Origin of the sequence: Hyphomonas sp., from assembly GCF_965284475.1 — a bacterium.
In the GTDB taxonomy this organism is placed as follows: domain Bacteria; phylum Pseudomonadota; class Alphaproteobacteria; order Caulobacterales; family Hyphomonadaceae; genus Hyphomonas.
The window spans coordinates 2,855,552-2,881,530 of sequence record NZ_OZ260087.1; the positions used below are offsets into that span (position 1 = coordinate 2,855,552).

At 63.2% G+C, this 25,979-nt stretch carries 29 protein-coding genes; 17 read left to right on the plus strand and 12 right to left on the minus strand.

Annotated elements, in window-relative coordinates:
* Window positions 1-34: 34 nt before the first annotated feature.
* Entirely contained in the window at window positions 35-382 is a 348-nt protein-coding gene (locus ACQ66M_RS13810) for a hypothetical protein (RefSeq protein ID WP_430404520.1), read from the plus strand.
* Window positions 383-442: 60 nt separating this feature from the next.
* Window positions 443-1,141, plus strand: a complete 699-nt coding sequence (locus tag ACQ66M_RS13815) for a hypothetical protein (protein ID WP_350171468.1) — start codon at window positions 443-445, stop codon at window positions 1,139-1,141.
* Between the two features lie 324 nt (window positions 1,142-1,465).
* Here the strand turns inward: ACQ66M_RS13815 and ACQ66M_RS13820 are convergent, their stop codons facing one another.
* On the minus strand, window positions 1,466-2,038 hold the full coding sequence (locus tag ACQ66M_RS13820) for an NYN domain-containing protein (RefSeq protein WP_350171469.1): 573 nt from the start codon (window positions 2,036-2,038) through the stop codon (window positions 1,466-1,468).
* Between the two features lie 157 nt (window positions 2,039-2,195).
* Here ACQ66M_RS13820 and rpoZ point away from each other — a divergent pair, with 157 nt between their 5' ends.
* From rpoZ to recO, 8 genes are all read left to right on the plus strand, one after another.
* Window positions 2,196-2,546, plus strand: a complete 351-nt coding sequence (gene rpoZ / locus ACQ66M_RS13825) for a DNA-directed RNA polymerase subunit omega (RefSeq protein ID WP_034736985.1) — start codon at window positions 2,196-2,198, stop codon at window positions 2,544-2,546.
* A gap of 8 nt (window positions 2,547-2,554) precedes the next feature.
* Window positions 2,555-4,819, plus strand: a complete 2,265-nt coding sequence (locus tag ACQ66M_RS13830; protein WP_430404522.1) for a RelA/SpoT family protein — start codon at window positions 2,555-2,557, stop codon at window positions 4,817-4,819.
* Window positions 4,809-5,390 carry an orotate phosphoribosyltransferase gene (gene pyrE, locus ACQ66M_RS13835; protein WP_430404524.1) on the plus strand — a complete coding sequence of 194 codons (582 nt, stop codon included), beginning with the start codon at window positions 4,809-4,811 and terminating at the stop codon, window positions 5,388-5,390. Before ACQ66M_RS13830 ends, pyrE begins: the two co-directional genes overlap by 11 nt.
* The gene (locus tag ACQ66M_RS13840) at window positions 5,390-6,133 is read left to right on the plus strand and encodes a pyridoxine 5'-phosphate synthase (protein WP_430404526.1); all 744 of its coding nucleotides are present in this window, start codon (window positions 5,390-5,392) and stop codon (window positions 6,131-6,133) included. The genes pyrE and ACQ66M_RS13840 overlap by 1 nt, the downstream gene beginning before the upstream one ends.
* Window positions 6,130-6,537, plus strand: a complete 408-nt coding sequence (acpS, locus tag ACQ66M_RS13845; protein WP_430404528.1) for a holo-ACP synthase — start codon at window positions 6,130-6,132, stop codon at window positions 6,535-6,537. Before ACQ66M_RS13840 ends, acpS begins: the two co-directional genes overlap by 4 nt.
* Window positions 6,534-7,289, plus strand: coding sequence for a ribonuclease III (gene rnc / locus ACQ66M_RS13850; RefSeq protein ID WP_430404530.1), 756 nt, complete (start codon window positions 6,534-6,536; stop codon window positions 7,287-7,289). Before acpS ends, rnc begins: the two co-directional genes overlap by 4 nt.
* Entirely contained in the window at window positions 7,286-8,233 is a 948-nt protein-coding gene (gene era / locus ACQ66M_RS13855; protein ID WP_350171475.1) for a GTPase Era, read from the plus strand. The genes rnc and era overlap by 4 nt, the downstream gene beginning before the upstream one ends.
* A gap of 120 nt (window positions 8,234-8,353) precedes the next feature.
* Window positions 8,354-9,085, plus strand: coding sequence for a DNA repair protein RecO (gene recO, locus ACQ66M_RS13860; RefSeq protein ID WP_350171476.1), 732 nt, complete (start codon window positions 8,354-8,356; stop codon window positions 9,083-9,085).
* Here the strand turns inward: recO and ACQ66M_RS13865 are convergent.
* The 3 genes from ACQ66M_RS13865 to ACQ66M_RS13875 form a co-directional block, all read right to left on the minus strand.
* The gene (locus ACQ66M_RS13865; RefSeq protein ID WP_350171477.1) at window positions 9,082-9,693 is read right to left on the minus strand and encodes a glutathione S-transferase family protein; all 612 of its coding nucleotides are present in this window, start codon (window positions 9,691-9,693) and stop codon (window positions 9,082-9,084) included. The two genes, recO and ACQ66M_RS13865, sit on opposite strands and share 4 nt — an antisense overlap.
* Before the next feature lie 32 nt (window positions 9,694-9,725).
* Window positions 9,726-10,154: an MAPEG family protein gene (locus ACQ66M_RS13870; protein WP_350171478.1), complete on the minus strand. Its 429-nt coding sequence runs from the start codon at window positions 10,152-10,154 to the stop codon at window positions 9,726-9,728.
* An 81-nt stretch (window positions 10,155-10,235) separates the two neighbouring features.
* Window positions 10,236-10,919 carry an extensin family protein gene (locus ACQ66M_RS13875; protein ID WP_430404532.1) on the minus strand — a complete coding sequence of 228 codons (684 nt, stop codon included), beginning with the start codon at window positions 10,917-10,919 and terminating at the stop codon, window positions 10,236-10,238.
* Window positions 10,920-11,041: 122 nt separating this feature from the next.
* Between ACQ66M_RS13875 and parC the strand changes: the two genes are divergently transcribed.
* Window positions 11,042-13,276: a DNA topoisomerase IV subunit A gene (gene parC / locus ACQ66M_RS13880; protein ID WP_350171480.1), complete on the plus strand. Its 2,235-nt coding sequence runs from the start codon at window positions 11,042-11,044 to the stop codon at window positions 13,274-13,276.
* Window positions 13,269-13,670: a VOC family protein gene (locus ACQ66M_RS13885; protein WP_430404534.1), complete on the plus strand. Its 402-nt coding sequence runs from the start codon at window positions 13,269-13,271 to the stop codon at window positions 13,668-13,670. Before parC ends, ACQ66M_RS13885 begins: the two co-directional genes overlap by 8 nt.
* Window positions 13,671-13,722: 52 nt before the next feature.
* On the opposite strand, the gene ACQ66M_RS13890 is transcribed toward ACQ66M_RS13885, so the two are convergent.
* Window positions 13,723-14,472, minus strand: a complete 750-nt coding sequence (locus ACQ66M_RS13890; RefSeq protein ID WP_430404536.1) for an SIR2 family NAD-dependent protein deacylase — start codon at window positions 14,470-14,472, stop codon at window positions 13,723-13,725.
* A 111-nt stretch (window positions 14,473-14,583) separates the two neighbouring features.
* On the opposite strand from ACQ66M_RS13890, the gene ACQ66M_RS13895 reads away from it, so the two are divergent.
* Window positions 14,584-15,147, plus strand: coding sequence for a LemA family protein (locus ACQ66M_RS13895; protein ID WP_350171483.1), 564 nt, complete (start codon window positions 14,584-14,586; stop codon window positions 15,145-15,147).
* Between the two features lie 54 nt (window positions 15,148-15,201).
* Window positions 15,202-15,537 (plus strand): hypothetical protein, encoded by a 336-nt coding sequence (locus tag ACQ66M_RS13900; protein ID WP_430404538.1) that lies wholly within the window; start codon window positions 15,202-15,204, stop codon window positions 15,535-15,537.
* A 25-nt stretch (window positions 15,538-15,562) separates the two neighbouring features.
* On the opposite strand, the gene ACQ66M_RS13905 is transcribed toward ACQ66M_RS13900, so the two are convergent.
* Genes ACQ66M_RS13905 through ACQ66M_RS13935 form a run of 7 tightly spaced genes read right to left on the minus strand, consistent with a single transcriptional unit; the run spans window position 15,563 to window position 23,506 of the window.
* Window positions 15,563-16,696 (minus strand): pyridoxal phosphate-dependent aminotransferase, encoded by a 1,134-nt coding sequence (locus tag ACQ66M_RS13905; RefSeq protein ID WP_430404540.1) that lies wholly within the window; start codon window positions 16,694-16,696, stop codon window positions 15,563-15,565.
* Window positions 16,693-18,273, minus strand: coding sequence for a TRAP transporter large permease (locus tag ACQ66M_RS13910; protein ID WP_350171486.1), 1,581 nt, complete (start codon window positions 18,271-18,273; stop codon window positions 16,693-16,695). The genes ACQ66M_RS13905 and ACQ66M_RS13910 overlap by 4 nt, the downstream gene beginning before the upstream one ends.
* Window positions 18,263-18,940 (minus strand): TRAP transporter small permease subunit, encoded by a 678-nt coding sequence (locus ACQ66M_RS13915; RefSeq protein ID WP_350171487.1) that lies wholly within the window; start codon window positions 18,938-18,940, stop codon window positions 18,263-18,265. The genes ACQ66M_RS13910 and ACQ66M_RS13915 overlap by 11 nt, the downstream gene beginning before the upstream one ends.
* 13 nt (window positions 18,941-18,953) lie before the next feature.
* On the minus strand, window positions 18,954-20,063 hold the full coding sequence (locus tag ACQ66M_RS13920) for a TRAP transporter substrate-binding protein (RefSeq protein ID WP_430404542.1): 1,110 nt from the start codon (window positions 20,061-20,063) through the stop codon (window positions 18,954-18,956).
* 43 nt (window positions 20,064-20,106) lie between these two features.
* Window positions 20,107-20,865 (minus strand): arginyltransferase, encoded by a 759-nt coding sequence (locus ACQ66M_RS13925; protein WP_350171489.1) that lies wholly within the window; start codon window positions 20,863-20,865, stop codon window positions 20,107-20,109.
* Between the two features lie 17 nt (window positions 20,866-20,882).
* Entirely contained in the window at window positions 20,883-22,727 is a 1,845-nt protein-coding gene (locus tag ACQ66M_RS13930; RefSeq protein WP_430404544.1) for an SLC13 family permease, read from the minus strand.
* Between the two features lie 44 nt (window positions 22,728-22,771).
* Window positions 22,772-23,506 carry a flagellar motor protein MotB gene (locus ACQ66M_RS13935; protein ID WP_430404546.1) on the minus strand — a complete coding sequence of 245 codons (735 nt, stop codon included), beginning with the start codon at window positions 23,504-23,506 and terminating at the stop codon, window positions 22,772-22,774.
* 80 nt (window positions 23,507-23,586) lie between these two features.
* Here ACQ66M_RS13935 and ACQ66M_RS13940 point away from each other — a divergent pair, with 80 nt between their 5' ends.
* From ACQ66M_RS13940 to ACQ66M_RS13950, 3 genes are all read left to right on the plus strand, one after another.
* On the plus strand, window positions 23,587-24,450 hold the full coding sequence (locus ACQ66M_RS13940; RefSeq protein WP_350171492.1) for an NAD(P)-dependent oxidoreductase: 864 nt from the start codon (window positions 23,587-23,589) through the stop codon (window positions 24,448-24,450).
* Window positions 24,451-24,453: 3 nt separating this feature from the next.
* Window positions 24,454-25,455, plus strand: a complete 1,002-nt coding sequence (locus ACQ66M_RS13945; RefSeq protein WP_350171493.1) for a TIGR00341 family protein — start codon at window positions 24,454-24,456, stop codon at window positions 25,453-25,455.
* Window positions 25,456-25,537: 82 nt separating this feature from the next.
* The gene (locus ACQ66M_RS13950) at window positions 25,538-25,972 is read left to right on the plus strand and encodes a DUF1801 domain-containing protein (protein ID WP_350171494.1); all 435 of its coding nucleotides are present in this window, start codon (window positions 25,538-25,540) and stop codon (window positions 25,970-25,972) included.
* Window positions 25,973-25,979: the final 7 nt, after the last annotated feature.

Consider the following 25,979-nt stretch of genomic DNA (forward strand, 5'->3'; position numbering starts at 1 on the left):
TGAAGGACAGGGTTAACAGGGCCACATGGCCGCTATGAGTGATTATCCAACCAGTGAGCATGAGAGAGACCAGTTGATTGCGCAGAGGCCGGGTGCTGGCCAGCTGGCTGGCCGCGTTGCCGTGGGCGCGACCAAAGGCACGTTCAAACTCGTTGCTTTCATCCTGAATTTCTTCATTCCGGGGCTTGGCACGTTTTTCATCGGGCGCATCGGAACGGCGATCATACAATTGTTGCTGATCCCGGTAGGGATCGTGCTGATTGCCTTTGGCGGCATTGGCGTTCTCGTGCTGGTCGCGAACTGGGTTTGGGCGCTTCTGACGGTCGTGCAGGCCTGGCGCAGGACGGATGTGGTCTACGTGCGGCCGGATAGGCGGCGCTAGATTCGCCTGATGTTAAGTTTTTGACCTTAGTCGCCACAGGGGCTGACAAGGGAGAAAGCCATGGACAATCCCGACTTTGGCATGATCGCCATCATTGCTGTGGTGGCCCTCGTCGCCGGTGTGATCATCTATAATTCCGTCAGGAAACGCGGAGCCGGACAGGGCGCAGCCAAAGGGCCGATGCCTTCGCAGCCAGCTGCTGATGCGGCCGCCATGCAGACTGTGATGTCGCGCATCGTGACGCAGGCCCATTCGCAGCCTGCCTTCGATCAATATCTTGCCGACCATACGCCGGAGCAGCTGGACGACGTGCCCGTCTATGCCGTCGCGCACATCATCACGGCGTCCATTCCCTCGAAATCGCGGTCAAAATGGCTAGAGCTGGTTGCTGCGACCGTCGTGCCGCGCGGCGCCGATCCGGAACTGGTCCATACGGCGGACTATTTCTGGGAGGTGCATGAAAAATGGCTGTTCAGCGAGACGTCTTTTGCAGACTTCTGTAACCAGTACCTGATCGCGAACAAGGATGCCTGGTCACCGGCCATTCATGAGCGGATCGTGCTGGCCGGGCTGACGGCGCTGGCCTCCCGCGATCCGGGCGATGCCGCCAGTCCGGCAGACATAACCCGCGTCGCGACCGATTTTCTCGATGGGCTGACCATGGTTTCAGACGCCTATTTCGGCGCAGACTCCGAACACGTCCGTGGGCGCCTCACGGGTGAGGCCGACAGGCTCGCACTCGGTATGAAGGCGGGTTAGACGCAGCAGGAAAAGCCGGACTGGCGGGCGCCATCCGGCTTTCTCGGAAAAGTGCGCGGGAGGAAAGCTCCGGGCCCGCGTTTTGAGTCTGTTGGTCTGGAACGTGCGCACCTTCTGCCCGCCATCCCGCGCCCGTTACAGGTGACCGCGCAGGAGGGCACCCCCGCGGCCTGGCCAATATACGCCTGGCGGGGGAGTTGTGCGACAGGATGGTGTGATCTGCCTTACGTCTTGGGCCGTTGTGGTGGAGATGGGCGCGGGGAGGGCGAAATTTGCCGGGCTCGTCCTTCGACTTCGCTCAGGATGAGCCTTCGCATGGCGGGGTCAGTCCTCGCCTTCGTCCGAATCGTCATCACCGGAAAATCCCTGGCGGGGGCGGGCGACGAGTTCGCCGAGGTCTTCCAGGTCGATGAAATTGTCGGCTTCCCGGCGCAGGTCATCGGAAATCATGGGCGGATTGGACGCCACGGTGGAGACGACCGAGACGCGCACGCCGCGCGCCTTCACGGCCTCGACAGCGCGCCGGAAATCACCGTTTCCGCTGAACAGGACGATATGATCAATATTGCGGGCGGTTTCGAGCATGTCTACGGCCAGTTCGACATCCATGCTGCCGCGCACGCGCTTGCGGCCTTCGCGGTCGGTAAACTCCCGCGCGGGCTTCTTGATGACGGTGTAGCCATTATAGGCCAGCCAATCGACGAGAGGGCGGATCGGGCTGTATTCGTCCGTTTCGACCAGGGCGGTGTAGTAGTTGGCCCTGAGCAGGCGGCCCTTGCCCTGGAATTCCTTCAATAGCTTGCGGAAATCGATCTCCAGACCCACGGCGCGGGCGGCGGAATAGAGGTTCGCCCCGTCAATAAACAGCGCAATACGCTCGTCCTTGTAAAAGGCCATTGGCTTTATTCCTCCGATGATTTAGGCTCGCGGCTAATAAAACGCCGAAATTTCTTATATGACTGGCATACTCAGGCTGCGTTTCAGGCGCAATAGCTGGGTTGCGCCGGCGTGCTGCACTGCATATAAGGGGCGGCTTCAAGGAGATTGACTGCCCATGGCCCGAGTGACCGTCGAAGACTGCATCCAGAAAGTGCCAAACCGTTTCGAGCTCGTCCTGCTCGCAGCGCACCGCGCACGCATGATCCGCGAAGGCTCGCCCCTAACGGTGGATCGGGACAATGACAAGGATCCGGTCGTGTCGCTGCGCGAGATCGCGGAAGAGTCGGTCGACCTGAAAGTCGTCAAGGAAGCGATGATCTCCAACCTGCAGGAAGTGCGTCCGAGCGAGGAAAGCGAGCGCGAAGCCGATCGCATCGCGCTGATGTCCGGCCCGGCAGCCACCGAAGACGACGTGATGCGCGCCTATCAGGCTGAAATCGAGTCCGGACGCGACGACCGGCTCTAGGAGGCTCCATGGACGGCAGCGCCCTTTCCGCGAAGGACAAAGGGGCTGGCGAGGCGGCTGGCACGACAGTTTCGACTGAAAATCAGGCTGAACACCGCCACGTGCTGTCGCGCGAGGAGCTGATCGCGAAGGTGCGGGCCTATCACCCCCGTGTGAAATCCGAATTGTTGGGCGCGGCCTATGACTTCGCCAAGCTGCATCATGGCACGCAGACGCGTGATTCCGGCGATGCCTATTATTCCCACCCCGTGGAAGTTGCGAGCCTGCTGGCGGATGTGCGCCTCGACGAGGTGACCATTGTGGCGGGCTTGCTGCACGATGTGGTGGAAGACACCAAGATCGACATTGGCGACATCGAAGTGCGCTTTGGTGCCGATGTGGCCGAACTGGTCGACGGCGTCACAAAGCTGGACGCGCTGGAATATTCGTCCAAGGAATCGGCCCAGGCCGAGAACTTCCAGAAATTCATCCTGGCCACGACGAGCGACCTGCGCGTGCTGCTGGTGAAGCTGGCCGACCGCCTGCACAACATGCGCACCCTGCATCATCGCAAGAAGCCGGAAAGCCGCCAGCGCACGGCGCGCGAGACGATGGATATCTACGCACCGCTGGCCCGGCGTGTGGGCCTCTACTCGCTGGCCGCCGAGATGGAGGATCTTGCGTTCGAGGAACTCAATCCCGAAGCGCGGCGCGCGATCCTGTACCGGCAGGAAGAACTCGCGGCCGAAAATGCAGACGACCTGCAGCGCATTGATGACGACCTGCGCCAGCTGATGGATATTTCGGGCATCGAGGCCAAGATCAAGGGGCGCCGGAAACAGCCCTATTCGCTGTGGCGCAAGCTGGAGCGCAAGTCGATTTCGTTTCGCGATGTGGCTGACCTGTTTGCGTTCCGCATCGTGGTGAAGGATGTCGATGCCTGCTATCGTGTGCTGGGCGAGGTCCATACGCTGTGGGCGTGCATTCCGGACCGGTTCCGCGACTATATCTCGGTGCCCAAGCCCAACGGATATGCGTCGCTGCACACGACGGTGCGCGCGTCGGGCAATCGGCGCGTGGAACTGCAGATCCGCACCGAGGCGATGGACAGGACCGCCGAGTTCGGCGTGGCGGCCCACTGGGGCTACAAGAACAAGTCCTATGGCTTTGACGCAGAATCCGCCCGTGCAGCCGGTCTTGACCCGGCCGCCAACCTGGAAGCCTTTGCGGAACTGATCCAGGACGGGGCCGATGCCAGCGAGTTTCTCGAGCACGCCAAGCTGGAAATGTATCGCGAGCACGTGTTCGCGTTCAGCCCGAAGGGCAAGCTGATCATCCTGCCGGCGGGTGCCATGCCGCTGGACTTCGCCTATGCCGTTCACTCGGCTGTGGGCGACACGGCGATTGGTGCGCGGATCAATGGCGAAGTGAAATCACTGCGCCGTCCACTGAAGAATGGTGACGTGGTGGAGATCCTGCGTGGCAAGGTCGCGGCGCCGGTCGTCGGCTGGGAAGCCATGACGATCACCGGGCGCGCGCGATCCGCCATTCGCCGCCTTGTGCGCGAGCGTGACCAGATGGAATTCCGGCGGCTTGGCGAAGGCCTGATCAATCTGGCGCTGCGACGTGCGGGCATCGATCCGATCGACGTGAAGATGACGCACACGGCGCAGCTTGCCGGGTTCCAGACCCGCGAGGAAATGGCCGAGGCAGTCGGGCGTGGGCGCGTATCGTCATCCGACATCATGGAAGCGGCCTTCCCCGGCTATCGCGCCGAACGCTTTGACGACGAGAACAAGCTGCGGCTGGACAATGAGCATGCGCGGCTGCTGGTGTCGGGCACAGACCTGATGCCTGGTGTAACCCTGCATCTCGGCCAGTGCTGCTGCCCCCTGCCGGGCGACCGGATCATGGGTGTGCAGGAGCCTGACAAGGGCCTTGTCGTGCATATCGCGAGTTGCCCGAAGCTGGCCGAATATGACGACCATCCGGAGCTCTGGGTTGACCTGAAATGGACCGAGCTGGCCAAGACCGGCGCAGTGGCCGTGGGGCGGATCCGCGTCAATGCGTCGAACGAAAAAGGCGTGCTGGCCAAGCTGTGCGCCGCTGTGGCGCAGGCGAACGGCAATATCACCCGTATCGCGACGCATGAGCGTCACGCCGATTTTACCGAACTGGTAATGGAAATCGAGGTTGAAGACCTGAAGCGCCTGACGCAGATTCTCGCGGCGCTCCGATCCCTGGCCGTGGTGGACCGGGCGGTGCGCGATCAGGAGGTGGAAGATGACGAATGACGACGTGCTCGCGGTGTTCCGTGAGGCCGGAGCCTTGCTCGAAGGCCATTTCATCCTGTCGTCCGGACGCCGCAGCCCGGTCTTCCTGCAAAAGGCGCTGGTCTTTTCGCAACCCGAACTGTCCGAGCGGCTGTGCAAGGCGCTGGCGGAGAAGCTGACGACGACATTCGGCAAGATTGACGTTGTGGCCGGCCCGGCGGTGGGCGGCATCATTCCGGGTTATGAACTCGCGCGGCAGCTGAAAGCGCGGGCGATCTTTGCCGAGCGTGTGGATGGCAAGCTGCAATTCCGGCGCGGCTTTGCGATTGCCGAAGGCGAGAAGGTGCTGATTACAGAAGATATCGTGACGACGGGCCTGTCCTTCCGGGAGACCGTGGAGGCGCTGGACAGGCTGCCGGGCGACGTTGTCGGCGGTGCCTGCATCATCGACCGGTCGAGCGGCAAGGCTGATGTGGGCTGTAAACTGGTCTCGCTCGCGGCGGTTGATTTTCCTGACTATGACGCCAATGACCTTCCGGCTGAGCTGGCCGCGATGGAGGCCGTGAAGCCGGGCTCGCGAGGCCTTGCCTGATGGCAGGGCGGATACGCCTCGGCGTCAACATCGATCATGTAGCAACGATCCGCAACGCGCGCGGCGGCACGCACCCTGACCCGATGCGCGCGGCCCTGATGGCGACGGAGGCGGGCGCCGACGGCATCACACTGCACCTGCGCGAGGACCGCCGGCATATCCGCGATGGCGACCTAGTGGAGATACGCACGGCGACGCAGTTGCCGATAAATATGGAAATGGCAGCGACCGAGGAAATGCTCGACATTGCCCTCAAGTTCAAACCGGAAACGGCGATGTTCGTGCCGGAAGAACGAGCCGAGCTGACAACCGAGGGCGGGCTTGATGCAGCGCGGGCGCACAATCACCTCGCGCATTTCGTTCGCCAGCTGAACAAGAATGGCAGCCGTGTTTCGTTTTTCATCGAGCCGGACATGGTGCAGCTGCATGCGGCGCATGCGCTGGGTGTGCAGATTTGCGAGTTTCATACGGGGCGGTATGTCGAATTCGTCCAGTCGGGCGAAGTGAAACTGGCCGAGCTGGAACTGGACCGGATTCGCAACTGCGCCGAAGAGGCTGTCCGTATCGGGATCGAGCCGCAGGCCGGGCATGGGCTGACCTTTGATACGGTCAAGCCTGTGGCGGAGATTGCGCAGATCACCGAACTCAATATTGGCCACTTCCTGGTAGGCGAGGCGATCTTCATCGGCTTGCCGGCGGCGATTGCCGAGATGCGCCGCCTGATGGATGAGGCGCGGGCATGATCATCGGCATAGGCAATGACCTCTGCAATATTGACCGGATCGAGAAGACGCTGGCCCGCTTTGGCGAGCGGTTTGAAAACCGCGTCTTTACCGAGACGGAAATTGCGCTGGCGCGCCGCCGACGGCGCACGGCGGAGACTTATGCCAAGCGGTTTGCGGCCAAGGAAGCCTGCGCTAAGGCGCTGGGCACGGGCGTGCCGCGCCGGGGCGTGCACTGGAAAAACCTGGGCGTGGTGAACCTGCCTTCGGGCAAGCCGACCCTGGCGTTGACTGGCGGCGCGGCGGACAGGTTAGCGGCGATGGTTCCCGAAGGGCATGAGGCCGTCATTCACCTGACGATCACGGACGATCATCCATGGGCGGAGGCGCAGGTCATCATCGAAGCGCTGCCGGTGAAATCATGAAAGCGGCCCGACCAAAACGCACGCGCCTGCGCGCCGCGGCCAAGGCCTGCGTGCCCGGCCTGACGGATGCACAGGTCAAGACGATCCAGGATCGCATCGGCTATCATTTCAAGGACAGGAACCTGCTGGAGCGGGCGCTGACCCATCCGAGCGCGGTGGCGGCAGCCGATTCCATTCGCCTGTCGAACCAGCGGCTCGAATTCCTGGGTGACCGTGTGCTGAACCTCCTGATTGCCGAGCGCCTGATCGAGCGCCGCAAGACAGAGAGCGAAGGCGATCTGGCGCCGCGTCTCAACAGGTTCGTCAAGAAGGGCGCGTGCGCGGAAGCCTTTCGGCATTTCGGCCTTCAGGAGCATATCATCCTGTCAGACGGCGAAGTGGCGTCAGGCGGCCGTGAGCGCGAGTCCACGCTGGGCGATGCGTGTGAAGCGCTTATCGGTGCGATCTATCAGGATGGCGGCCTTTCAGTCGCGCGCAAATTCATCGTGGCGGGCTGGACGCAGCAATTCTCGTCCGCCCCTGTCGAAACGCGGGATCCTAAGACGCTGCTGCAGGAATGGGCCCAGGGCCAGGGCCTGCCGCTGCCAAAATACACTGTTATTGACCGGTCGGGCCCTGACCATGAGCCGGTTTACGAGATAGAAGTGCAAGTACCGCCCCATGGGGCGGCGAAGGCGAAGGGTTCTTCGAAACGCGACGCCGAGCGAAATGCAGCCGCCCTGCTGCTGGACAGCCTGACTGGAACCCAATGACTGAAACCGAGATCAACCGCGCAGGCTTTGCCGCCATTATCGGCGCGCCGAATGCGGGCAAGTCCACGCTCACCAACCGCCTTGTCGGCGCCAAGGTTGCGATTGTCACGCACAAGGTGCAGACGACGCGCTTTCCGGTGCGCGGCGTGGCGCAGGTGGGCGATGCGCAGATCGTGCTGGTCGATACGCCCGGCATCTTCGTGGCCAAGCGCCGGCTCGACCGAGCCATGGTCAAGGCGGCCTGGAGCGGCGCGGCGGATGCTGATGCCATCGTACACCTGATCGACAGTTCGGCGTGGGTTGCGGACAGAGCCGGGAATGCCACCGGCGCGCAGAAAATGTCGATTGCCGATGACCGCCGCGTGATAGACCAGCTGAAGCTGACCGAAAAGCGCGCCTTCCTTGCGCTCAATAAGATTGACCTGTTCCCGCATGACCAGGTGCTGCCTGTCATGGCGGAGCTAAGCGATACGGGCGTCTATGATGAGATCTTCATGATCTCGGCGGAAAACGGCGATGGCGTCGACCGGCTGGCCGCTGCGCTCGCGGAGCGGATGCCTGCGGGCACGGCGCTCTACCCGCCGGACCAGACGGCCGACCTGCCGATGCGCCTGCTCGCGGCGGAAGTGACGCGCGAGAAGCTGCTGCTGCGCATGCACCAGGAACTGCCTTACCAGCTGATGGTTGAGACCGAGAGCTGGGAAGAGAAGAAGGACGGATCGGTCCGCGTGCAGCAGGTCATTGTCGTTGGCCGCGACGGCCACAAGGCCATGGTGCTGGGCAAGAATGGCGCGTCGATCAAGGAGATCGGGCGGCTGGCGCGCAAGGAACTGATCGAGATGCTGGACCGGCCCGTGCATCTCTTCCTGTTCGTGAAAGTGGACGAACGCTGGCAGGAGCGGCGGGACAGTTATTCGGGCATCGGCCTGGAGTTTGATGTTTAGAAGCGAGCACCTGCGCGCCCGCGCTCGTCCTTCGACTTCGCTCAGGATGAGCGCTACGTTCATGCGGCAGGCTCATCCTGAGCGACGTCGAAGGACGCAGCCGGGCTTCGGGGCTTCAACATGAACTGGACCGATGACGGACTGATCCTTGGCGGACGCCGCTTTGGTGAAGGCGGGCTGATCCTCGATGTGCTGACGAAAACACGGGGGCGGCGGTCCGGCCTGGTCTATGGCGGCGCATCGCGCGCGCGGCGTGGACAGTATGAGGCGGGCAACACACTGTCCCTTTCATGGACCGGGCGGCTCGAAGATCAACTCGGCCGGTTCGATGTGGCCGAGGCCAGCCGCGAGCGGGCCGCGCGCGTGCTGGATGATGCCGGAGCCTTGGCGGCGATTTCGGCGGTGACGACGCTGTTGCGCGGCGCGCTGGACGAGGGCGATGCGGCGGGTTCGGCGCTGTATGACGCGACCACTCTGCTGCTCGACCAGATCGAGTCGGAGGACGTCTGGCCAGCGCTTTATATCCGCTGGGAGCTTGGCCTTCTGTCATCCCTCGGCTTCGGGCTTGATCTTGAGGCCTGTGCCCTGAGCGGCGCGAATGACGGGCTGACCCATGTGTCGCCGAAGACGGGCCGGGCCGTGCGCGGATCGGAGGCCGAAGATTATGTCAGCCGGCTCCTTCGCCTGCCGGGATTCCTTGTATCGTCCGGGGCGCCAGTGGGCGTCACCGACATTGCTGACGGCCTCGCACTGACAGGCCATTTCATCGAAACGCGCGTGTTTAACGGCATGAACCGCGCCGTGCCTGCGCAGAGGGCGCAGCTGGTGGCGCGGCTGTTGAAGCGGGGCTAAACGCTGGCGCTGGGGCGGGCACCGACGCGCTCGAACCAGGCGGTGAGGTTCTTCAATTCCGGGTTCAGCGGCTGGCCAATCTGGTTGCCGAAGGCCTGGAAACAGAACAGCAGGATGTCGGCAAAGGTGAAACTGTCGCCGGCGATATAGTCGCGGCGGGCAAGCTGGCCGTCGAGGAAGGTGAGCTTGTCCTGCGCGCGGGCCTTCAGTCCCGGTGCGGCGTCTGGCAGGCAGCGCGTGCGGTCCTTGAACATGGCGAGGCCCTCGGCAAAGCGGAAGCCATTGGTCATGGGTTCCAGCACATTGAGGTCTGTCCAGCGTGTCCAGCGGCGCGTCTGGGCGCGTTCCTCGGGGTTTGCACCGAACAGGCTGTCGCCGGTATGGGTCTCGTCGAGATATTCGCAGATCGGCCAGATCTCTGTAATAATGCTGCCATCGTCGAGTTCGAGCGCGGGCGACTGGGCGGCCGGATTGACCGACAGATAGGGCTCGCCGAGATTCTCGCCCTTGACGATATCGACCTCCTGCGTGGGCAGGGTGATGCCGCGTTCGGCCATGAACATGCGCACGACGTGCGGGTTGGGACCGATGGATGTGTAGAGCTTCATGAGGCGCTTCCCTTTGGAATGATTGTTGCTTTTCAGCTTGTTGCAAGGATGTAGATCGCCCGTCCTGCAAGCGGGAACAGCATCAGTGTCGATGCGATGAAGAAGTAGAAGCGGATCATCACCTTGTTGGCCGTTGCCTGCCAGAGCGAGTGCCCGATCCTGATGACGACATAGGCCCACGCAAAGCCGACATCGATGAGGCCAGCCGCGCCGCTGACCGCGAGGGCGAGCGCCAGCGCATAGAAAATGGTCGGCTGTTCCATGAGATGGTTGTAATTGTCCGAAATCTGGCGGACTTCCGAGGGCAGGGCGTTGAAGGCATCGCCGCGTGTGTGCTTGGCCTTTTCAGGGTGCATCTGCGCCTTTTGCATCGCCGGGACACGCGTCTTGAGCATCCATATCCACATCACCAGTGACCAGGCCGCAAGGACGGCAACGGGCAGAAGCATGGCATGGGTCATTTGAGACTCCCTGATCTTCTTGTTTTTCAGCAGTGTAGCGAAGATTGCCGGGTGCAGAAGGGGAGTCCCTGCGGCAGGTGCTTATCGGCAGACGCCGCCATTGCCCATATCGAAGTGGAAATGGTCCGCGTGGGCGGCATTGTAGTCAGGTCCTAGGGTGACGGAGAAGATATCGCAGCCGCCTTCATGCACGCGCTTGAGAAATTTCGCTTCCGGACCGCCCTGTTTCCAGTGGGTTTTCACGTCGATAAGGCGGCCATCTTCGAGGCGGAAGCCGGAAATGTCGACGGCATTGGCGTGGGCATGTTCGGAGAGGCGGCCGCTGCCGGCGATGTTGCGGCAGGAGAAGCTGCCATAGGTCTCGATGCGGGCTAGGGGCGAGCCGAAGATGTCCACCGCGGCCGGGCGGGCGACGTGGCGCTCCCAGGTGTAGAGGGCGGCTGTCTGGGCGCAGGTCATGCTGAGCGTGGCGGAATAGGGGGTGAGGGTGCGATCAAGGGTGAGGGCACCCCGCAGGCCGCATTTCTGGCCTTTGGGGTCGTCTTCCAGCCGGGTGTAGAGGATGGCCGCCGAATCGAGGGCCGCGAAACAGACTTCCGGCTGGTCACGAGCGCGCTCCAGCTTGGCTTTGGTGCCGAAGCCGATCCGGTCTGTCAGGTCGATGGGCGCGAACGGGTTGTGCCGTGGAGGCGCCAGCCACAGGAGCAGGGCAACCACAAGCACGGGTACGCCGAGGAGGAGGAGCCAGGCCCGAAACTCAGTCATTTGCTTGCGTTTTACCCATTCCTTAACCAAACCGCCGTTTCTGTTAATGCTGCGCAGTGACCCGAGTCGGTATAGACCGAGGTTCTGCACCAGAATGTGGCACGAGATGCAAAGAGGCCAGAATGACCGACCTGCTAGACGGCGGCCCGGAAGACCGGATCATCAATGAACCCATGAGCGAGGCGCTGTCCAAGCGCTATCTCGCCTATGCGCTTTCGACCATTACCTCCCGCGCGCTGCCGGATGTGCGTGACGGCCTGAAGCCGGTGCAGCGGCGCATCCTGTACGGGATGCGGGAGCTGAAGCTGGATCCCGAAGGCGGTTTCCGCAAATGCGCCAAGATCGTCGGTGACGTGATGGGTAACTACCACCCGCACGGCGACAGCTCGATCTATGACACGCTGGTGCGCCTGGCGCAGGATTTCAACGTCCGCTACCCGCTGGTCGATGGCCAGGGCAATTTCGGCAATATCGACGGCGATAGCGCAGCCGCCTATCGTTACACCGAAGCGCGGATGACCCATGCGGCGGAACTGCTGCTGGACGGCCTGAGCGAAAACGCGGTCGATTTCCGTGCCAATTATGCCGAGAATGACGAGGAGCCGGTCGTCCTGCCGGCCGGCTTCCCGAACCTCTTGTGCAATGGCGCGACCGGCATCGCGGTGGGCATGGCGACCAGCATTCCGCCGCACAATGCGGCCGAGGTGATTGACGCCGCGCGCTTTCTGATCGAGACGCCAAAAGCCACCACGGCGGACCTGATGCAGTTCGTGAAGGGGCCGGACTTCCCGACGGGCGGTGTGATTGTTGAATCCCATGAATCCATGCTCGACGCCTATGAGACGGGCCGGGGCAGCTTCCGCATGCGAGCGAAATGGGAGGTCGAGGATACCGGCCGGGGCACCTACCAGATCATCGTGACGCAGATTCCCTACCAGGTGCAGAAATCACGCCTGCTGGAAAAGCTGGGCGAACTGCTGGAACAGAAGAAGCTGCCGCTGCTTGACGATGTGCGCGACGAGAGCGCCGAGGATGTGCGGCTTGTGCTGGTGCCGCGCGCCAAGACGGTCGAGCCGGACGTGCTGATGGAGAGCCTGTTCAAGGTCTGCGACCTGGAAACGCGCTTCAGCATGAACATGAACGTGCTGCACAAGGGCGCGCCGCAGGTGATGGGCCTGAAGGACGTGCTGCTGGCCTATCTGGAGCACCGCCGCGAAGTGGTGGTGCGCCGGGCCGAGTTCCGCCTCGACAAGATCGAGAAGCGCCTGCACCTGCTCGATGGCTACCTGATCGCCTACCTCAATATCGACGAGGTGATCCGCATCATCCGCGAGGAAGACGAGCCGAAACAGGTGATGATCGCCCGGTTTGGCATCACCGATATCCAGGCCGAAGCCATCCTGAACCTGCGTTTGCGCGCCTTGCGCAAGCTGGAAGAAATGGAAATTCGCGGCGAGCATACCAAACTGGTCGAGGAGCGCGATGAACTGGTCAAGCTGATCGGATCGACCCGCCGCCAGTGGACAACTGTTTCCAAGCAGCTCAAGGCCGCGCGTGACCAGCTGACCGCAGACCCGGCGCTGGGCGATCGCCGCGCACAGTTTGAAGACGCGCCGGATGTGGACCTGGCCGCCGCCCTTGAAGCCTCACGTCCGAAGGAGCCGCTGACGGTTGTCCTGTCGGCGCAGGGCTGGATACGCGGCATGAAGGGCCACGGCCTGGATCCGGACGCGACCAAGTTCAAGGATGGCGACGAGCTGTACCTGAGCGAAGAAGTGATGAGTACGGACAAGATCATCCTGATGGCGTCAGATGGCCGCGCGTTCACGCTGATGGCCGACAAGCTGCCGGGCGGACGCGGGCATGGCGAGCCGATAAGGCTGTCGATCGAGCTGGAAGACAGTGTCGATATCGTTGCGATGTTCAAGCTGGAAGAAGAGCGCAAGCGCGTGATGGCCTCCACGGTCGGCTACGGATTCATCGTGGCCGAGAAGGAACTGGAGTCCAACCGCAAGGCGGGCAAGCAGGCGGTCAATACCGGCGAGGGCACGCTGAACGTGTGCATGCCGGTTGAAGGCGACATGCTGGCCGTGGTCGGATCAAACCGGAAGATGCTGATCTTCCCGCTGGACGAGCTGCCCGAAATGGCACGCGGCAAGGGCAACAAGCTGCAGGCCTATCGCGGCAAGGACAGGTTGGTCGACCTGATGACGTTTGACAGGGAAGATGGCCTGATCGTGATGGCTGGCGGGCGCCACCGCGCCTTCCCGGAATGGGAAGAGTGGATCGGCAAGCGGGCACAGGCCGGCAAGACCGTGCCGAAGGGCTTCCCGCGGACGGGTACGTTCAATGGCTGAGGCGCCACGCGCGCCACGCATTTCGGCCTTGTCGCTTCTGGTTCCGGACTATGATACAGGCATTGCCTTCTTCGTCGGCAAGCTCGGCTTCGAGCTGCTTGAGGACACGGACATGGGCGGTGGCAAGCGCTGGGTGCGTGTGCGGCCAAAAGGCGGCGGCGTGGACCTGCTGCTGGCGCGCGCGGCAACGGACGCGCAAAGGGCGGCGATTGGCAACCAGTCCGGCGGGCGCGTGTTCCTGTTCCTGGAGACCGATCACTTCGACCGGGACCATGCGGCCTATCTGGCAGCAGGCGTGACCTTCCTCGAAACCCCGCGCAGCGAGCCCTATGGCAGGGTGGCTGTGATGCAGGACCCGTTCGGGAACAAATGGGACTTGATTGAACCGCTTTAGCGAACGGCCCATCCTTCGACTTCGCTCAGGATGAGTGCGGTTCCTGCGGCGGTCAGGTTCCCAGCTGTTCCAGCACGTCATTCATGAGCGGCCCGATCTCCGTATTCAGCACCATGTCGGCATAGGCATCCTGATCGGTGGGTTCGCGGTTGACGATGACCAGTTTGGCGCCATTGCGCTTGGCTTCGAGCGGGATGCCGGCGGCAGGGTAGACGACAAGTGAGGAGCCGAGCACGAGGCAGAGGTCGCAGAGCAGGGCTTCCTCGGCGGCGCGTTCCATCTTGTCTTCCGGCATGGCCTGGCCGAACGAGATAGTCGCGGTCTTGATCAGGCCGGTACAAAACACGCAGGTCAGATCCTCGCCTGCCTCCCAGCGGGGTTTGAGCTTCTCGATCTCGTAGCGCTTTCCGCAATTGAGGCAGCGCGCATAGGTCGCGTTGCCGTGCACCTCGATGACCTGGTCTGGCGGCACGCCGGAATCCTGGTGCAGGTTGTCGACATTCTGCGTCACCACGGCGCCGACCTTGCCGGTGGCGACGAGCTTCGCGATGGCCGCGTGGCCGGCATTGGGGCTGGCGCCGGTCCAGCCGGCCGAGCGGTTGAAGACGCGCGTCCAGGCTTCGCGGCGCTGGTCACGCGAGGCGACAAAGTCCTGGAAATAGATCGGCGCCATCTGGGACCAGATGCCGCCGGGGCTGCGGAAATCGGGAATGCCGCTTTCAGTGGATATGCCCGCACCGGTGAAAACCATCACGCGCGTGGCAGCGTCGATCATGTGCGCGAGGGTGGCAGCGTCGGACATCGCGCCAGTTTAAGCAAAGTTGAATGCCAAGGGCCAGCGGGTCGGCCTCACTTGCGCACAACGCGTATGATCGCTAGGCCTTGTGTATCTGTTTTTGTGGAGGGACGGCGCATGAGCCCCATTCTAATTGTTCTGGCGGTCGTGGTCGCGATCGTCGGCTTTATCATCCTGATCTACAACGGATTGGTGATGAAGCGTCAGCGGGTCAATCAGGCCTTTGCCGACGTGGACGTTCAGCTGAAGCAGCGCCAGAATCTGATCCCGAACCTCGTCGAGACGGTGAAGGGCTATGCCAAGCACGAACAGGAAACCTTCCAGCAGGTGATCGCCGCGCGCAGTGCGGCGCAGTCGGCAACGACACCTGCAGAAATGTCTGCCGCCGAAGGCATGCTGACCGGCGCACTGGGCAAGCTGTTCGCGCTGGCCGAGGCGTATCCGGACCTCAAGGCCAACCAGAACTTCATCCAGTTGCAGGACGAACTCTCGGCGATTGAAGACAAGCTGGCTGCGGCGCGGCGCTTCTATAACTCCGCTGTGCAGGACTATAACACGTCGCGCGAGCAGTTCCCCGGCTCCATCATCGCGGGCATGTTCAGCTTCGAACCGCGTGACTTCTTCGATGTCGGCGTGGAAGGCCGCGAGGCCCTGAGCACACCGCCTGAGGTGAAGTTCTAATCGGTCCGGTTTTCATGTAGTGTGCCGTCCATGCCTGTCATGGGAGGACGTGTGATGAGATTTCCGATACTGGCTGCGGCCCTGTGGCTGGGTGCCTGCGCGAGTTCCGGCAGTGGCTGGAGTGCTTCGGCATGGGATGGCCTCGTGCCGCAGACCATTGGTACGCAGAATTATGCCTTTCTTGCCGCGCCGATGGCCGGGCAGGGCTTCAAGCTGAAATTCACGATAAAAACGGATGGCAGTTTCGGCGTTGCCAGCGCCGGGCCGCCGACACAGGCCGAACTACACGAGGCAGCGATAGCGGCGGCGCCGGAGGGCTGCACGTTCGTCTCGCTGGAATTGACGCCGGATGGCGGGGCGGAAGCGGAGTATGATTGTGATCAAGGCTAGGGAGCGCTCAGGATGAGCCTCTTCGCTAGACCGAGCGCGCCTTGAACCACGGGGTAATCCGCGCCAGGGCATCCTCGAGTTCCGGTGTGGAGACGGCGAACGAGAAGCGCATGTAGCGGTGGCCATCGACCGGGTCGAAGTCGACGCCGGGGGCGGTGGCGACGCCGGTGTCCTTCAGGAGCTGCATGCAGAACTCCAGGCTGTCATCGGTGAAGCGCGAAATGTCGGCATAGATATAGAAGGCGCCGTCGGGCGGGGCGATGCGTTCGAGGCCGAGGGCGGGCAGGACGGCGAGCATGAGGTCGCGATTGTGCGTGTAGGTCTGCACATGGCCTTCCAGTTCCTCGCGGCAATCCATGGCGACGAGACCGGCGTGCTGGGAAAGGGACGGCGCGGTCAGGAACATGTTGCCGATATAGGCGGCGACGCGGCTGGCCATGTCGTCGGGCGAGACGATCCAGCCGAGGCGCCAGCCCGCCATGGAAAAGTATTTTGAGAAGGAATTGATGACGAAGGCATCGGCCGTGTGTTCGAGGATCGAGGCCGTGTTCGGCCCGTAGGAGAGGCCGTGATAGATTTCATCCGAGATGATGCGGATGCCGCGTTCTGCGCAGACAGCCACGATGGCGGCGAGTTCGGCCTCGGGCAGGATGGTGCCGGTCGGGTTGGCGGGGCTGGCAACGATGAGACCGGCGGGTGCTGGGTCGAGCGCGGCGATCTGGGCGGCGGTCAGCTGGAAGCGCGTTGCTTCGCCGCAGGCGATTTCGGCGGGGACAAGGTTCAGCGCGCGCAGCGTGTTGCGGTAGGCGACATAGCCCGGCCGGGCGAGGGCAACCGTGTCACCCGGCGTGAAGGCCGATGACAGAGCGAGGACGAGGGCAGGCGAGGCACCGCAGGTGATGGCGAGGCGGCGGGGGGTGACCTCGACCCCGTAAGTGTCGCCATAGTGCTGGCAGATGCGGGTCTTGAGGGCCGGGCTTTCCCAATAGCCCATCGATTCGCTGTCGAGAATCTGGTGCGCCGTTTCAACGGCGCGTTTCGGCGCACCCGTCGATGGCTGGCCGAATTCCATATGGATGATTGAGCGCCCTGCCGCCTGCAGCTCATGCGCAAGGCGGCTGACGGCGATCGCGCGGAAGGGGGCGACATCCTGGCTCAATGGGCCGCGAGGCCCGGCAGCCATGTCGCGAGGGCGGGAACGGCAGCGACCAGGATGATCATGGCGACCTGAAGCCCGATGAACGGAACGGCGCCGCGCCAGATATCCGTGGTTTCGATGTCGTCCGGCGCCGCGCCGCGCAGGTAGAACAGCGCAAAGCCGAAGGGCGGCGTGAGGAAGCTGGTCTGCAGGTTCAGCGCCATAAGGATGGCGAGCCACACCGGATCAAAGCCGAGAATGATCAGGGGCGGGGCCACGAGTGGCACAACCACGAACACGATCTCGATGAAGTCGAGGAAGAATCCGAGGATGAACATGACAAGCATTGTGAGCGCGAGGGCCCCCCATTTGCCGCCGGGGGCCATGTGAAGGACTTCCGCCACCATCTCGTCGCCGCCATAGCCACGGAAAACGAGGCTGAACAGCGACGCGCCGATCAGGATCAGAAAGACCATGCTGGTAATGTGCGTGGCACTGGTGAGGGCGGGCAGGAGCTGGCGCACCTTGCGCAGGACAAGCAGGCCCGCCGCGAAACCGGCGAAGAAGACAAGGCTGGCAAGCAGAGTGAGCACAATGCCGAAGGAATTGCCGGCACTGATGGTTTCAACCCCCGCGCGCAGGTCCATCGTATTGCGCAGCAGGAGGATCGCCGCGATGCTGATGAGGCCGGCAAGGAGGAGCGGGGAGAGGCGGCTGTTGGCCTCTTCCGACAGGCGCAGCCCTGCGAGGAGGACGGCGCCTGCCGCGCCGATGGCGGCGGCCTCGGTTGGCGGGGCGACACCGCCGAGGATGGCGCCGAGCACGGCCACAATCAGCAGGAGCGGGGCGCCGAGGCCGAAGGCGACTTCCTTGATGGTGAGCGGTTCGGTGTCCTCGGCCAGCGTGACCGGGGGGCAGGCGGCAGGCCGGAAGAAGGCCGTCACGGCGATGTAGAGCAGGTAGAAGACGACGAGCAGGATTCCGGGAATGAGCGCGCCCGCGAACAGGTCTCCGACGGACACGACGCCGGATCCGGCGCCCTGGAGGCTCGCCTGGCTGGCGGCGTTCGAGACCGCATCGGCAAGGAGGATCAGCACGATGGAGGGCGGGATGATCTGGCCGAGCGTGCCTGAGGCGGCGATGGTGCCCGTGGCGAGTTTCGGGTCATAGCCCTGGCGCAGCATGGTGGGGAGGGCAATCAGCGTCATCGTGATGACGGTGGCGCCGACAATGCCGGTGGAGGCCGCAAGCAGGGCGCCCACGAGGATGACGGCATAGCCGAGGCCGCCGCGCACTTTCGCCAGCAGGCGGCTGGCAATGTGGAGCAGGTCTTCGGCCACGCGGGAGCGTTCGAGGATCACGCCCATCAGGATGAACAAGGGCACGGCAACCAGTGTCTGGCTCTGCATGATCGAGGCGCCCTGGATGCGGCTGGGGAAGGCGATCAGGAAGGAGGCGGAGAAGGTTCCGGTGGCGATGCCGATAAGCGCGAAGAGGAGGGCGACGCCGCCAAGGGTGAGCGCCACGGAATAGCCCGCCAGCAGGCCAAGAATGGCGCAGGCGAACATGGCCACGGCGAGGATGATTTCAAACTCCATCCTGGCCTCCCCCTGTTTCGCGTTCGACAGGCCTGGCAGCGGGCGGCAGCGCGCCCGTCAGCCGGAGCGCCGCCTTGAGCGCCACTGAGAGGCCAGCCCCCATCAACAGGACAGCGAAGACGGGCACGAGCGTCTTGAACAGGAAGAGGATGGGCAGGCCATCGGATTCGCGGGAGCCTTCGAGCAAGGACCAGGACCGGGTCAGGCCCTGTTCGCCATTGGTGATGAGGCGCAGGCAGATGGGGAAGAGGAAGAGGTAAGTGCCGGCAAGCTCGATCCAGTTGCGCCCTGACTCGCCGAAGCGGGGACGCAGGATGTCGACCCGGACATGGGCGTCATCGCGCAGGGCCGCAGCCGAGCCGAGCATGAACATGGCGGCAAAGGCGTAGATCACGATCTCGCTGAGCCAGGTGAAGGACAGACCGAACGCATAGCGCAGGATGACGACGGCGAGCTGTGAGACGACCAGCAGGAGCGCGCTGAAAATGGCGGCATTGAGCGCGGCGCCGGACAGGGTATCGAGGCCCGCGATCATGCGTTTCGCGAGGCCGTCCAGCCGTCCCGGCAACGCCACGGCGATAAGGGGCACGAGGAAGAAAGGCAGGCACAGGATGCCGATGACCTTCAACCAGGCGCCGATCAGCAGGAAAACACCGGGATCCACCATCTGCCCAGCCAGTCTATTTGCCGAGTTCGCGGGCAGTGTAATAGGCGCCGTCGGAAACTGACGCCCAGCCGCGCATGAGCTTCAGGCTTGTCTCGAAGCTCTCATAGATGCGCTTTTCGATACCGTCCCGGCCGCTGGCGGCGCGGACATCTGCGGCGGCCTCGGCCATGCGCGCAACGACTTCGGGTGGGAAAGACCGCAATTGCGTGCCGTGTTCGCGCACGAGCAGGTCGAGATAGACCGAATTCTGGTAGGTGAACTCGCCAAGCGATGTGTGGTTCGTGGACTCGCATGCCGCCGTGATGATCGCCCGTTCGCCCGGCGAGAGGCTTTCCCAGACCTTGAGATTGATGCCGACGGCGAGGCTGGCGCCCGGTTCGTGGAAACCCGGGCCGTAATAGTAGGGCGCCTCGCGGTGGAAGCCGAGGGCGTAGTCGTTCCACGGCCCGACCCATTCGGTGGCGTCGATGGAGCCAGTCTGGAGGGCCTGATAGATTTCGCCCCCCGACAGGGCGATGGCGGAACCGCCCAGCGCGCGCAGCACGTCGCCGCCCTGGCCGGGAATGCGCATCCTGAGGCCGACCAGATCGTCGAGGCTGTTGATTTCCTTACGGAACCAGCCGCCCATCTGGTGACCGGTATTGGCGCCCTGAATGGCCTTGACGCCGAACTGGGCGGACAGTTCGTCCCAGAGTGCCTGACCGCCGCCGAAATCGATCCAGCCCATGATTTCCTGTGCCGTCATGCCGAACGGTACGGCAGTGAAGAAGGGGAAGGCAGATGACTTGGCCGTCCAGTAATATTCGGCGCCGTGATACATGTCGGCCGATCCGTTGGCGACGGCATCGAAGCTTTCAAAGGCGGGCACCAGTTCGCCGGCCGCGAAAACCTTGATCTCCATCAGGCCGTCGGACATGGCGAACACGCGCTCGGCGACGCGTTCGGCGGCGCGGCCGAGGCCGGGCAGGCCCTTGGGCCAGGTGGTGACCATGTTGAACTTGCGGCGGCTGCGGTTGATCTTCGCCGGGGCGAGCACCTGCGCCGATTCCGGATTGGCGAATGCGGCGGCAGCTCCGGCTGCGCCGAGCAGGCCTGCGCCGACCATATTGCGTCGGTTGATCATGACATGGTCCTCCCCAGCGACCCGCCCTGTTATGAATCAGGGACTATTCGTCGTCTCTTAGCGTTCGCCACCGGTCGCCGTCCAGCACTTCAAGAGGCTTGTAGCGGCGCTTGTAGTCCATCTTCGGGCTGCCCTTCACCCAGTAGCCGAGATAGACGTGCGGCAGGCCGAGATCCTGAGCGTGCTGAATGTGGTCGAGGATCATGAAATGGCCGAGGCCGCGCGATTCCAGTTGCGGGTCGAAGAAGGTGTAGACCATCGAGAAGCCGTCGCGCAGGACGTCGGTGATCGAGACCGCGATCAGGGGAGCGTCACTATCGGTGCCATCACGATACTCGAAGATCAGGCTCTGCACCGGGCTGCCGCCGACCATGGTGGCATAATCGCGATAGGTCATTTCGGACATGCCGCCCTTGTCGTGGCGGGTTTTCACGTAATCACGGAGCAGGCGGAACTGTTCGCGCGTGGCCTCGGCCTTGACCGGCGAACGCACAAGCGAGGCATTGCGGGCCATGGCGCGGCGGTCATTGCGGGACTGGATGAATTCGCGTGTGGGCACACGCACGCTGCGGCAGGCATTGCAGCGCGGGCAGGCGGGCCGGTAGGCGATGGTCTGGCTGCGCCGGAAACCGGCCTGGCTGAGCGAATTGTGGATGGAATCGGCATCGCTGACGGCGAGATTGGTGAACGCCTTGCGCTCGCGCATGCCGGGCAGGTAGGGGCACGGGCTGGGGTTCGTCACGTAGAAACGCAACGAGCGCCCGAGCCCTGCTGGCAAAATATCGGAGTCCGTGAACTTCATGATTGGAGACGATACACTTACAGATCAAACCGCCAAGGGGCGAAGATCGTAAAGACACACCAAAGTACCAAAACGAGCGGTGCGCCAAATTTCACGAAATCGCCGAATTTGTAGTGTCCGGGGCCCATCACGAGCATGTTTGTCTGGTAGGCGAAGGGGGTCGCGAAGCTGCAATTGGCCCCGTAGATGACCGCGAGAAGGAACGGCAGCGGGTCGCTGACGCCGAGTTCGGACGCGGCCGACAGGGCAATCGGCGAGAATAGGATCGCGGTGGCGGCATTGGTCAGCAGGTTGGTCAGGATGGCGACGCTGATGAACAGGGCCGACAGGACGGCAAGCGTGCCATACGGGGCGGCATAATTGACCACCGCATGTGCAATGGCCGCTGCAGCGCCGGTCTTTTCAAGCGCCATGCCCATGGCGAGGGCTGCGCCGATGACGAGGAAGATGCGCAGGTCAAGCGAGCGGCTGGCCTGGCGGGTGTTGACGCAGCCGAGAACCAGCATGGCGACGGCGGCGAGGACCGAGGCATGCAGGATCGAGACGAGGCCTGTGGCGGCCAGGCCGACCATGGCGAGGGCGACCACGCGAGCGGCGACGGCGCGTGTGGTGAGCGGGATTTCGGTCTGGGACCATTCGAGCAGGATGATGTCGCGGCTGGACCGCAATTCCCTGAAGGCATCGACCGGGCCGCACAGCAGCAGCGTGTCGCCGGATTCGAGCCGGATTTCGCCGAGCTTGGTGCGAATCATTCGGCTGCGGCGCTGGATGCCGAGGGTGACGGCACGGGTGAGGCGGCGGAAGCCGAGCATCTCGACCGTGCGCCCGACCATGCGCGAGCCGGGTGCAATCACGGCTTCGGTGAGGGCGAGCGCGCCGGGGCGGCTGTTATCGTCGAGATCGCCGCCGGCCGATTCCCAGACCTGCTGGAGGAAATCCGGCTGGCGGGCGAGGACGTTCTGCAGGGCGGCGCGGGTGGCAGCGACGATGACAAGGTCGCCCGGCTGGAGGGTGATGTCCTCATAGGGCGGCAGGAAGGCCCGCTCGCCGCGCTGGATCATGCGGACGGTCATGTCCGGCAGGTCGGCAAACATGCCTGCGACGGGTTTCTTACCCTTAAGGAAGTGCCCGAAGGTGACTTCGATCTGGGCGACGAACTGCTTGCCGGATGGCTGGGCCAGCTCGTCGGTGAGGCCGCGGCGGTTGGGCAGCAGGAATTTCGAGAAGATGGCGATGTAGATAAAGCCCGCGCCGGCTAGGATCAGACCCATTGGCGACTGGTCAAAGAAGCCGAGCTGGCGGCCTTCGATCCGCTGGAAGGCCTCTGCGGCGAGCAGGTTGGTCGACGTGCCGATCAGCGTTGTCATGCCGGCAAAGATGGAGGCGAAGCTGAGCGGCATCATCAATTTCGACTGGGAGGCGTTCATGCGCTTGGCGATGGCGCTCATCACCGGCAGGAACATGATGACGATGGGCGTATTGTTGACGAAGGCGCTGGTTACGAAGACGCCGAGAAAGGCGAGGACGAGCGTCGAAACGGGGCGCTTTTCATAGCCGGCGACGAGCGCCTTTGTCGGTCCGTCGAGGGCACCGGTCTGGAACAGGCCCTGGCCGACGACGAGCAGCGCCATGATGGTGATGAGGGCCGGATTGCCGAAGCCGGACAGAAGCTCTGCCGCGCTGATGGGGGTGCCGTCTGCGCCATGCGCGCCGGGAATCGTGAACAGCAGGAGCAAAGCCGCGATCACCCCGACGGAGACAAGCTCCATCGGCCAGCGATCCGTCATGTAGAAACCAATTGCAGCGAGAACAACCGCGAGGCTTGCCCACATGGGCCAGTGGGCCAGGAAGTCAGCGATCATCAAGGCTCCGGTTCTTCAGCGCGCACTGTCCCCCGTACAGGTTATCAGTCGTGAGTGTGAACCAGTATGCTGACCCGGCGGTTTGCTGACAAGTGCGGCTGGCCTGCAAGCAGCGGCCGCGTGTCTGCCAGGCCCGTGACAGCGCGAATACGGGCCGGTGCCAGACCGGCGGCGATCAGGGCGCGGCGCGCCTCATTGGCCCGGTCTGAAGAGAGTTCCCAGTTGGAATAGGCGAAGCTCGCCCCACCGAAGGCATCTGTATGGCCCTCGATGGAAAGAGACTCTGAAAACTGCGTCAGAATGCGTCCGGTCGTCTCAGCGAGGGCGAGACCGGCCGGCGTGAACGCCCCGCTGCCCGAATCAAACAGCGGATAGCGGGCCGAATCGACTAGATCGATGCGGACGCCGTCAGCTTCCCGGGCGAGGACAACGCTGTCACCCGCAGCAACAAGGCCGGACTGCTGGCTGAGCGCCGTGAACAGGCGGCCGGCAGCGGACCCGGTTTCAGCACTGGCTGACTGGGCGGTCGGGGCGGCGTTGATGTTGAAGTGCTTGGCGATCTCGTCGCGGCCCTCGGGAGAGATGCCGCTGACGATCCACATCAGGAGAAAGAATGCCATGAGCGCGGTGAGGAAGTCGGCGTAAGCCATCTTCCAGGTGCCCGTTTTACGGGCGGGCGCGACGGGCATTCTGCCCGCATATCGCCGAGAGTGAGTGGCAGTTGCCATGCGCTCGAAATCCGGTCCTTCTGATCCGATGTGCAATTCATAGCAGGCCATGGTGAAGGTCAGGTCTAGGCGAAGGGTATGATTTCGATGAAATTTGATCTACTCCGCCTGTCACAGCAGGAGAGACAGACATGGCGCGTACGGCATTCCTTGGACTTGGCGTGATGGGGTTTCACATGGCGGGGCATCTGGCCCGGGCCGGGCACCAGGTCAGCGTCTGGAACCGGACGGGTGCCAAGAGCGCTGCCTGGAAGAAGACACACAAGGGCGAGGTCGCGAAAGACCCGGCGACCGCCGCCTTTGGTGCGGAATTCGTGTTCCTGTGCCTCGGCGATGACCCTGATGTGCGCAGCGTGTTTGATGCGCTGGAGCCGAGCCTCGGCGCGGGCATGATCGTGGTAGACCATACGACCGCCTCAGCCGGGCTTGCGTGGGAACTGTATGAGCGGTGCAAGGTCAAGGGCGCGCATTTCGTCGACGCGCCGATTTCGGGAGGAGAGGCCGGCGCCGTGAACGGCAAGCTGACCATCATGTGCGGCGGAGACGAAAACGCTTTCAAGGCTGCCGAGCCGGTAATGTCTGCCTTCGGAAAGAAGATGACCCTGATCGGTGACAGCGGCGCAGGACAGCTGGCCAAATCGGTCAACCAGATCTGCATTGCCGGTATCGTGCAGGGCCTGTCGGAAGGGCTGCACTTTGCCGAGAAGGCGGGACTGGATGCGGCAAGGGTGATCGAGGCGATCAGCGGCGGCGCGGCCCAGAGCTGGCAGATGGAGAACCGCTGGGAGACGATGGTGGAAGGCCATTTCGCGCATGGCTTTGCGGTTGACTGGATGCGCAAGGATTTGCGCATCACGCTGGAGGCGGCGCGCGAGAATGGCGCGAGCCTGCCAATGACCGCGACGGTGGACCAGTATTATGCCGACGTTCAGGCGATGGGCGGCGCGCGCTGGGATACGAGCAGCCTGATTGCCCGCCTGAAGCGGGATGCATAGCCCGTGCGGCGCCTCGACATCCATCTCGCCAGGGACGCAGCCTGTGACACGGTCATCCGAGCCATCAAGGCGGCGGACCCGATTGACTATGCCGTCATGGAGACAGAGCAGAAAGACCGCTGCCTGATCTCTGTGTTCATGCGCGAAGGCACGAACCAGGTTCTGATGGACAATCTGCAGACCGCGCTGGAGGGGCGCAACGACTGGCGTATTACGGTGCTGCCGATTGAAGCCACTGCGCCGAAACTGGAAGAGGCCAAGGGGGACAAGGCGGCCCGCGCCAATCAGGCGACCCGCGAGGAATTATTCTCGGATGTTTCCGACGGCGCGCGCCTGACCAGCAATTTCCTGATCATGGTGGTGCTGTCGACCATCGTGGCGGCGATCGGCCTGAATTCCGACGGCATCGCGGCGGTGATCGGTGCGATGGTGATCGCCCCGCTGCTGGGGCCGATCCTCGGCTTTTCGATGGGCGCGGCGCTGGGCGATTCCGACCTGTTGAAACGCGGCAGCATCACGCTGGCCTTGGGCATCGGAACCGCGCTGGCGACAGCCTATGCGATCTCATTCCTGCTGCCGCTGAACCTGGAGAGCCATGAATTGATGTCACGGGCGGAGGTACGCGTGGACGGGCTGGCGCTGGCCATTGCGGCTGGCAGCGCAGCGGCGCTGTCGCTGACGCAGGGCAAGGGCGAAGCGCTGGTCGGGGTAATGGTCGCCGCCGCCCTGTTGCCGCCCGGTGCGGCGCTGGGCCTGTTCGCCGGGGGCGGGGAATACGGATTGGCGTTGCGCGCGGCACTGCTGCTGTCGCTGAACGTGGCGAGCCTCGTCCTGTCGGCGCTGATTGTGTTCCGGCTGTGCAAGATCCGGCCGCGCAAGTGGATCGAGCAGAAGAATGCCACGCGTGCCGTGTGGCTGAATGCAGGCCTTTCGGCCTTTTTCCTGGTCGTGGCTGTGGCCCTGATCCTGCTGCTGGATCTCGGAGCGCAGGTCGAAATCGGCTAAGTGCAGGATATTTTGGACCTTTTTGTCCCAAGGGTGTAGGGTGGTCTTTCCTCTCACAATAAAGGACTCAGTCGCACCCCTTATGACCGTAGTAGATACTGCCCTGAAAGCCCCGAAAACCCGTGTTGAACGCTATATTGCCAGCCTGAGCGATCCTCAGCGCAAGGCAGAATCCGGAGAATTGCTGGCCATGTTTGGCCGGGCAACTGACCTTCCGGCCACGATTTGGGGAACCAGCAAGGTTGGCTATGGCCGATACGCCTATGAGATGCCGAGCGGGCGCAAGAGCGAGTTCATGATGGCAGGCTTCGAGCCGGCAAAAAAGCATATCGTGGTCTATCTCTCGCCGGACTTCGAGGACTTTGCCGCGCCGCTGGAAACGCTGGGCAAGCATGAGAAGGGCAAGTCCTGCATCTTCATCAAGGCGCTGAAGGATGTGAACCTTGTGGCGCTGGAAGCACTGGTGCGGCTTGGACTGGAGTCCACAGAGAAGAATTTCAAGACCAGCGAGACCTGACAAGCGC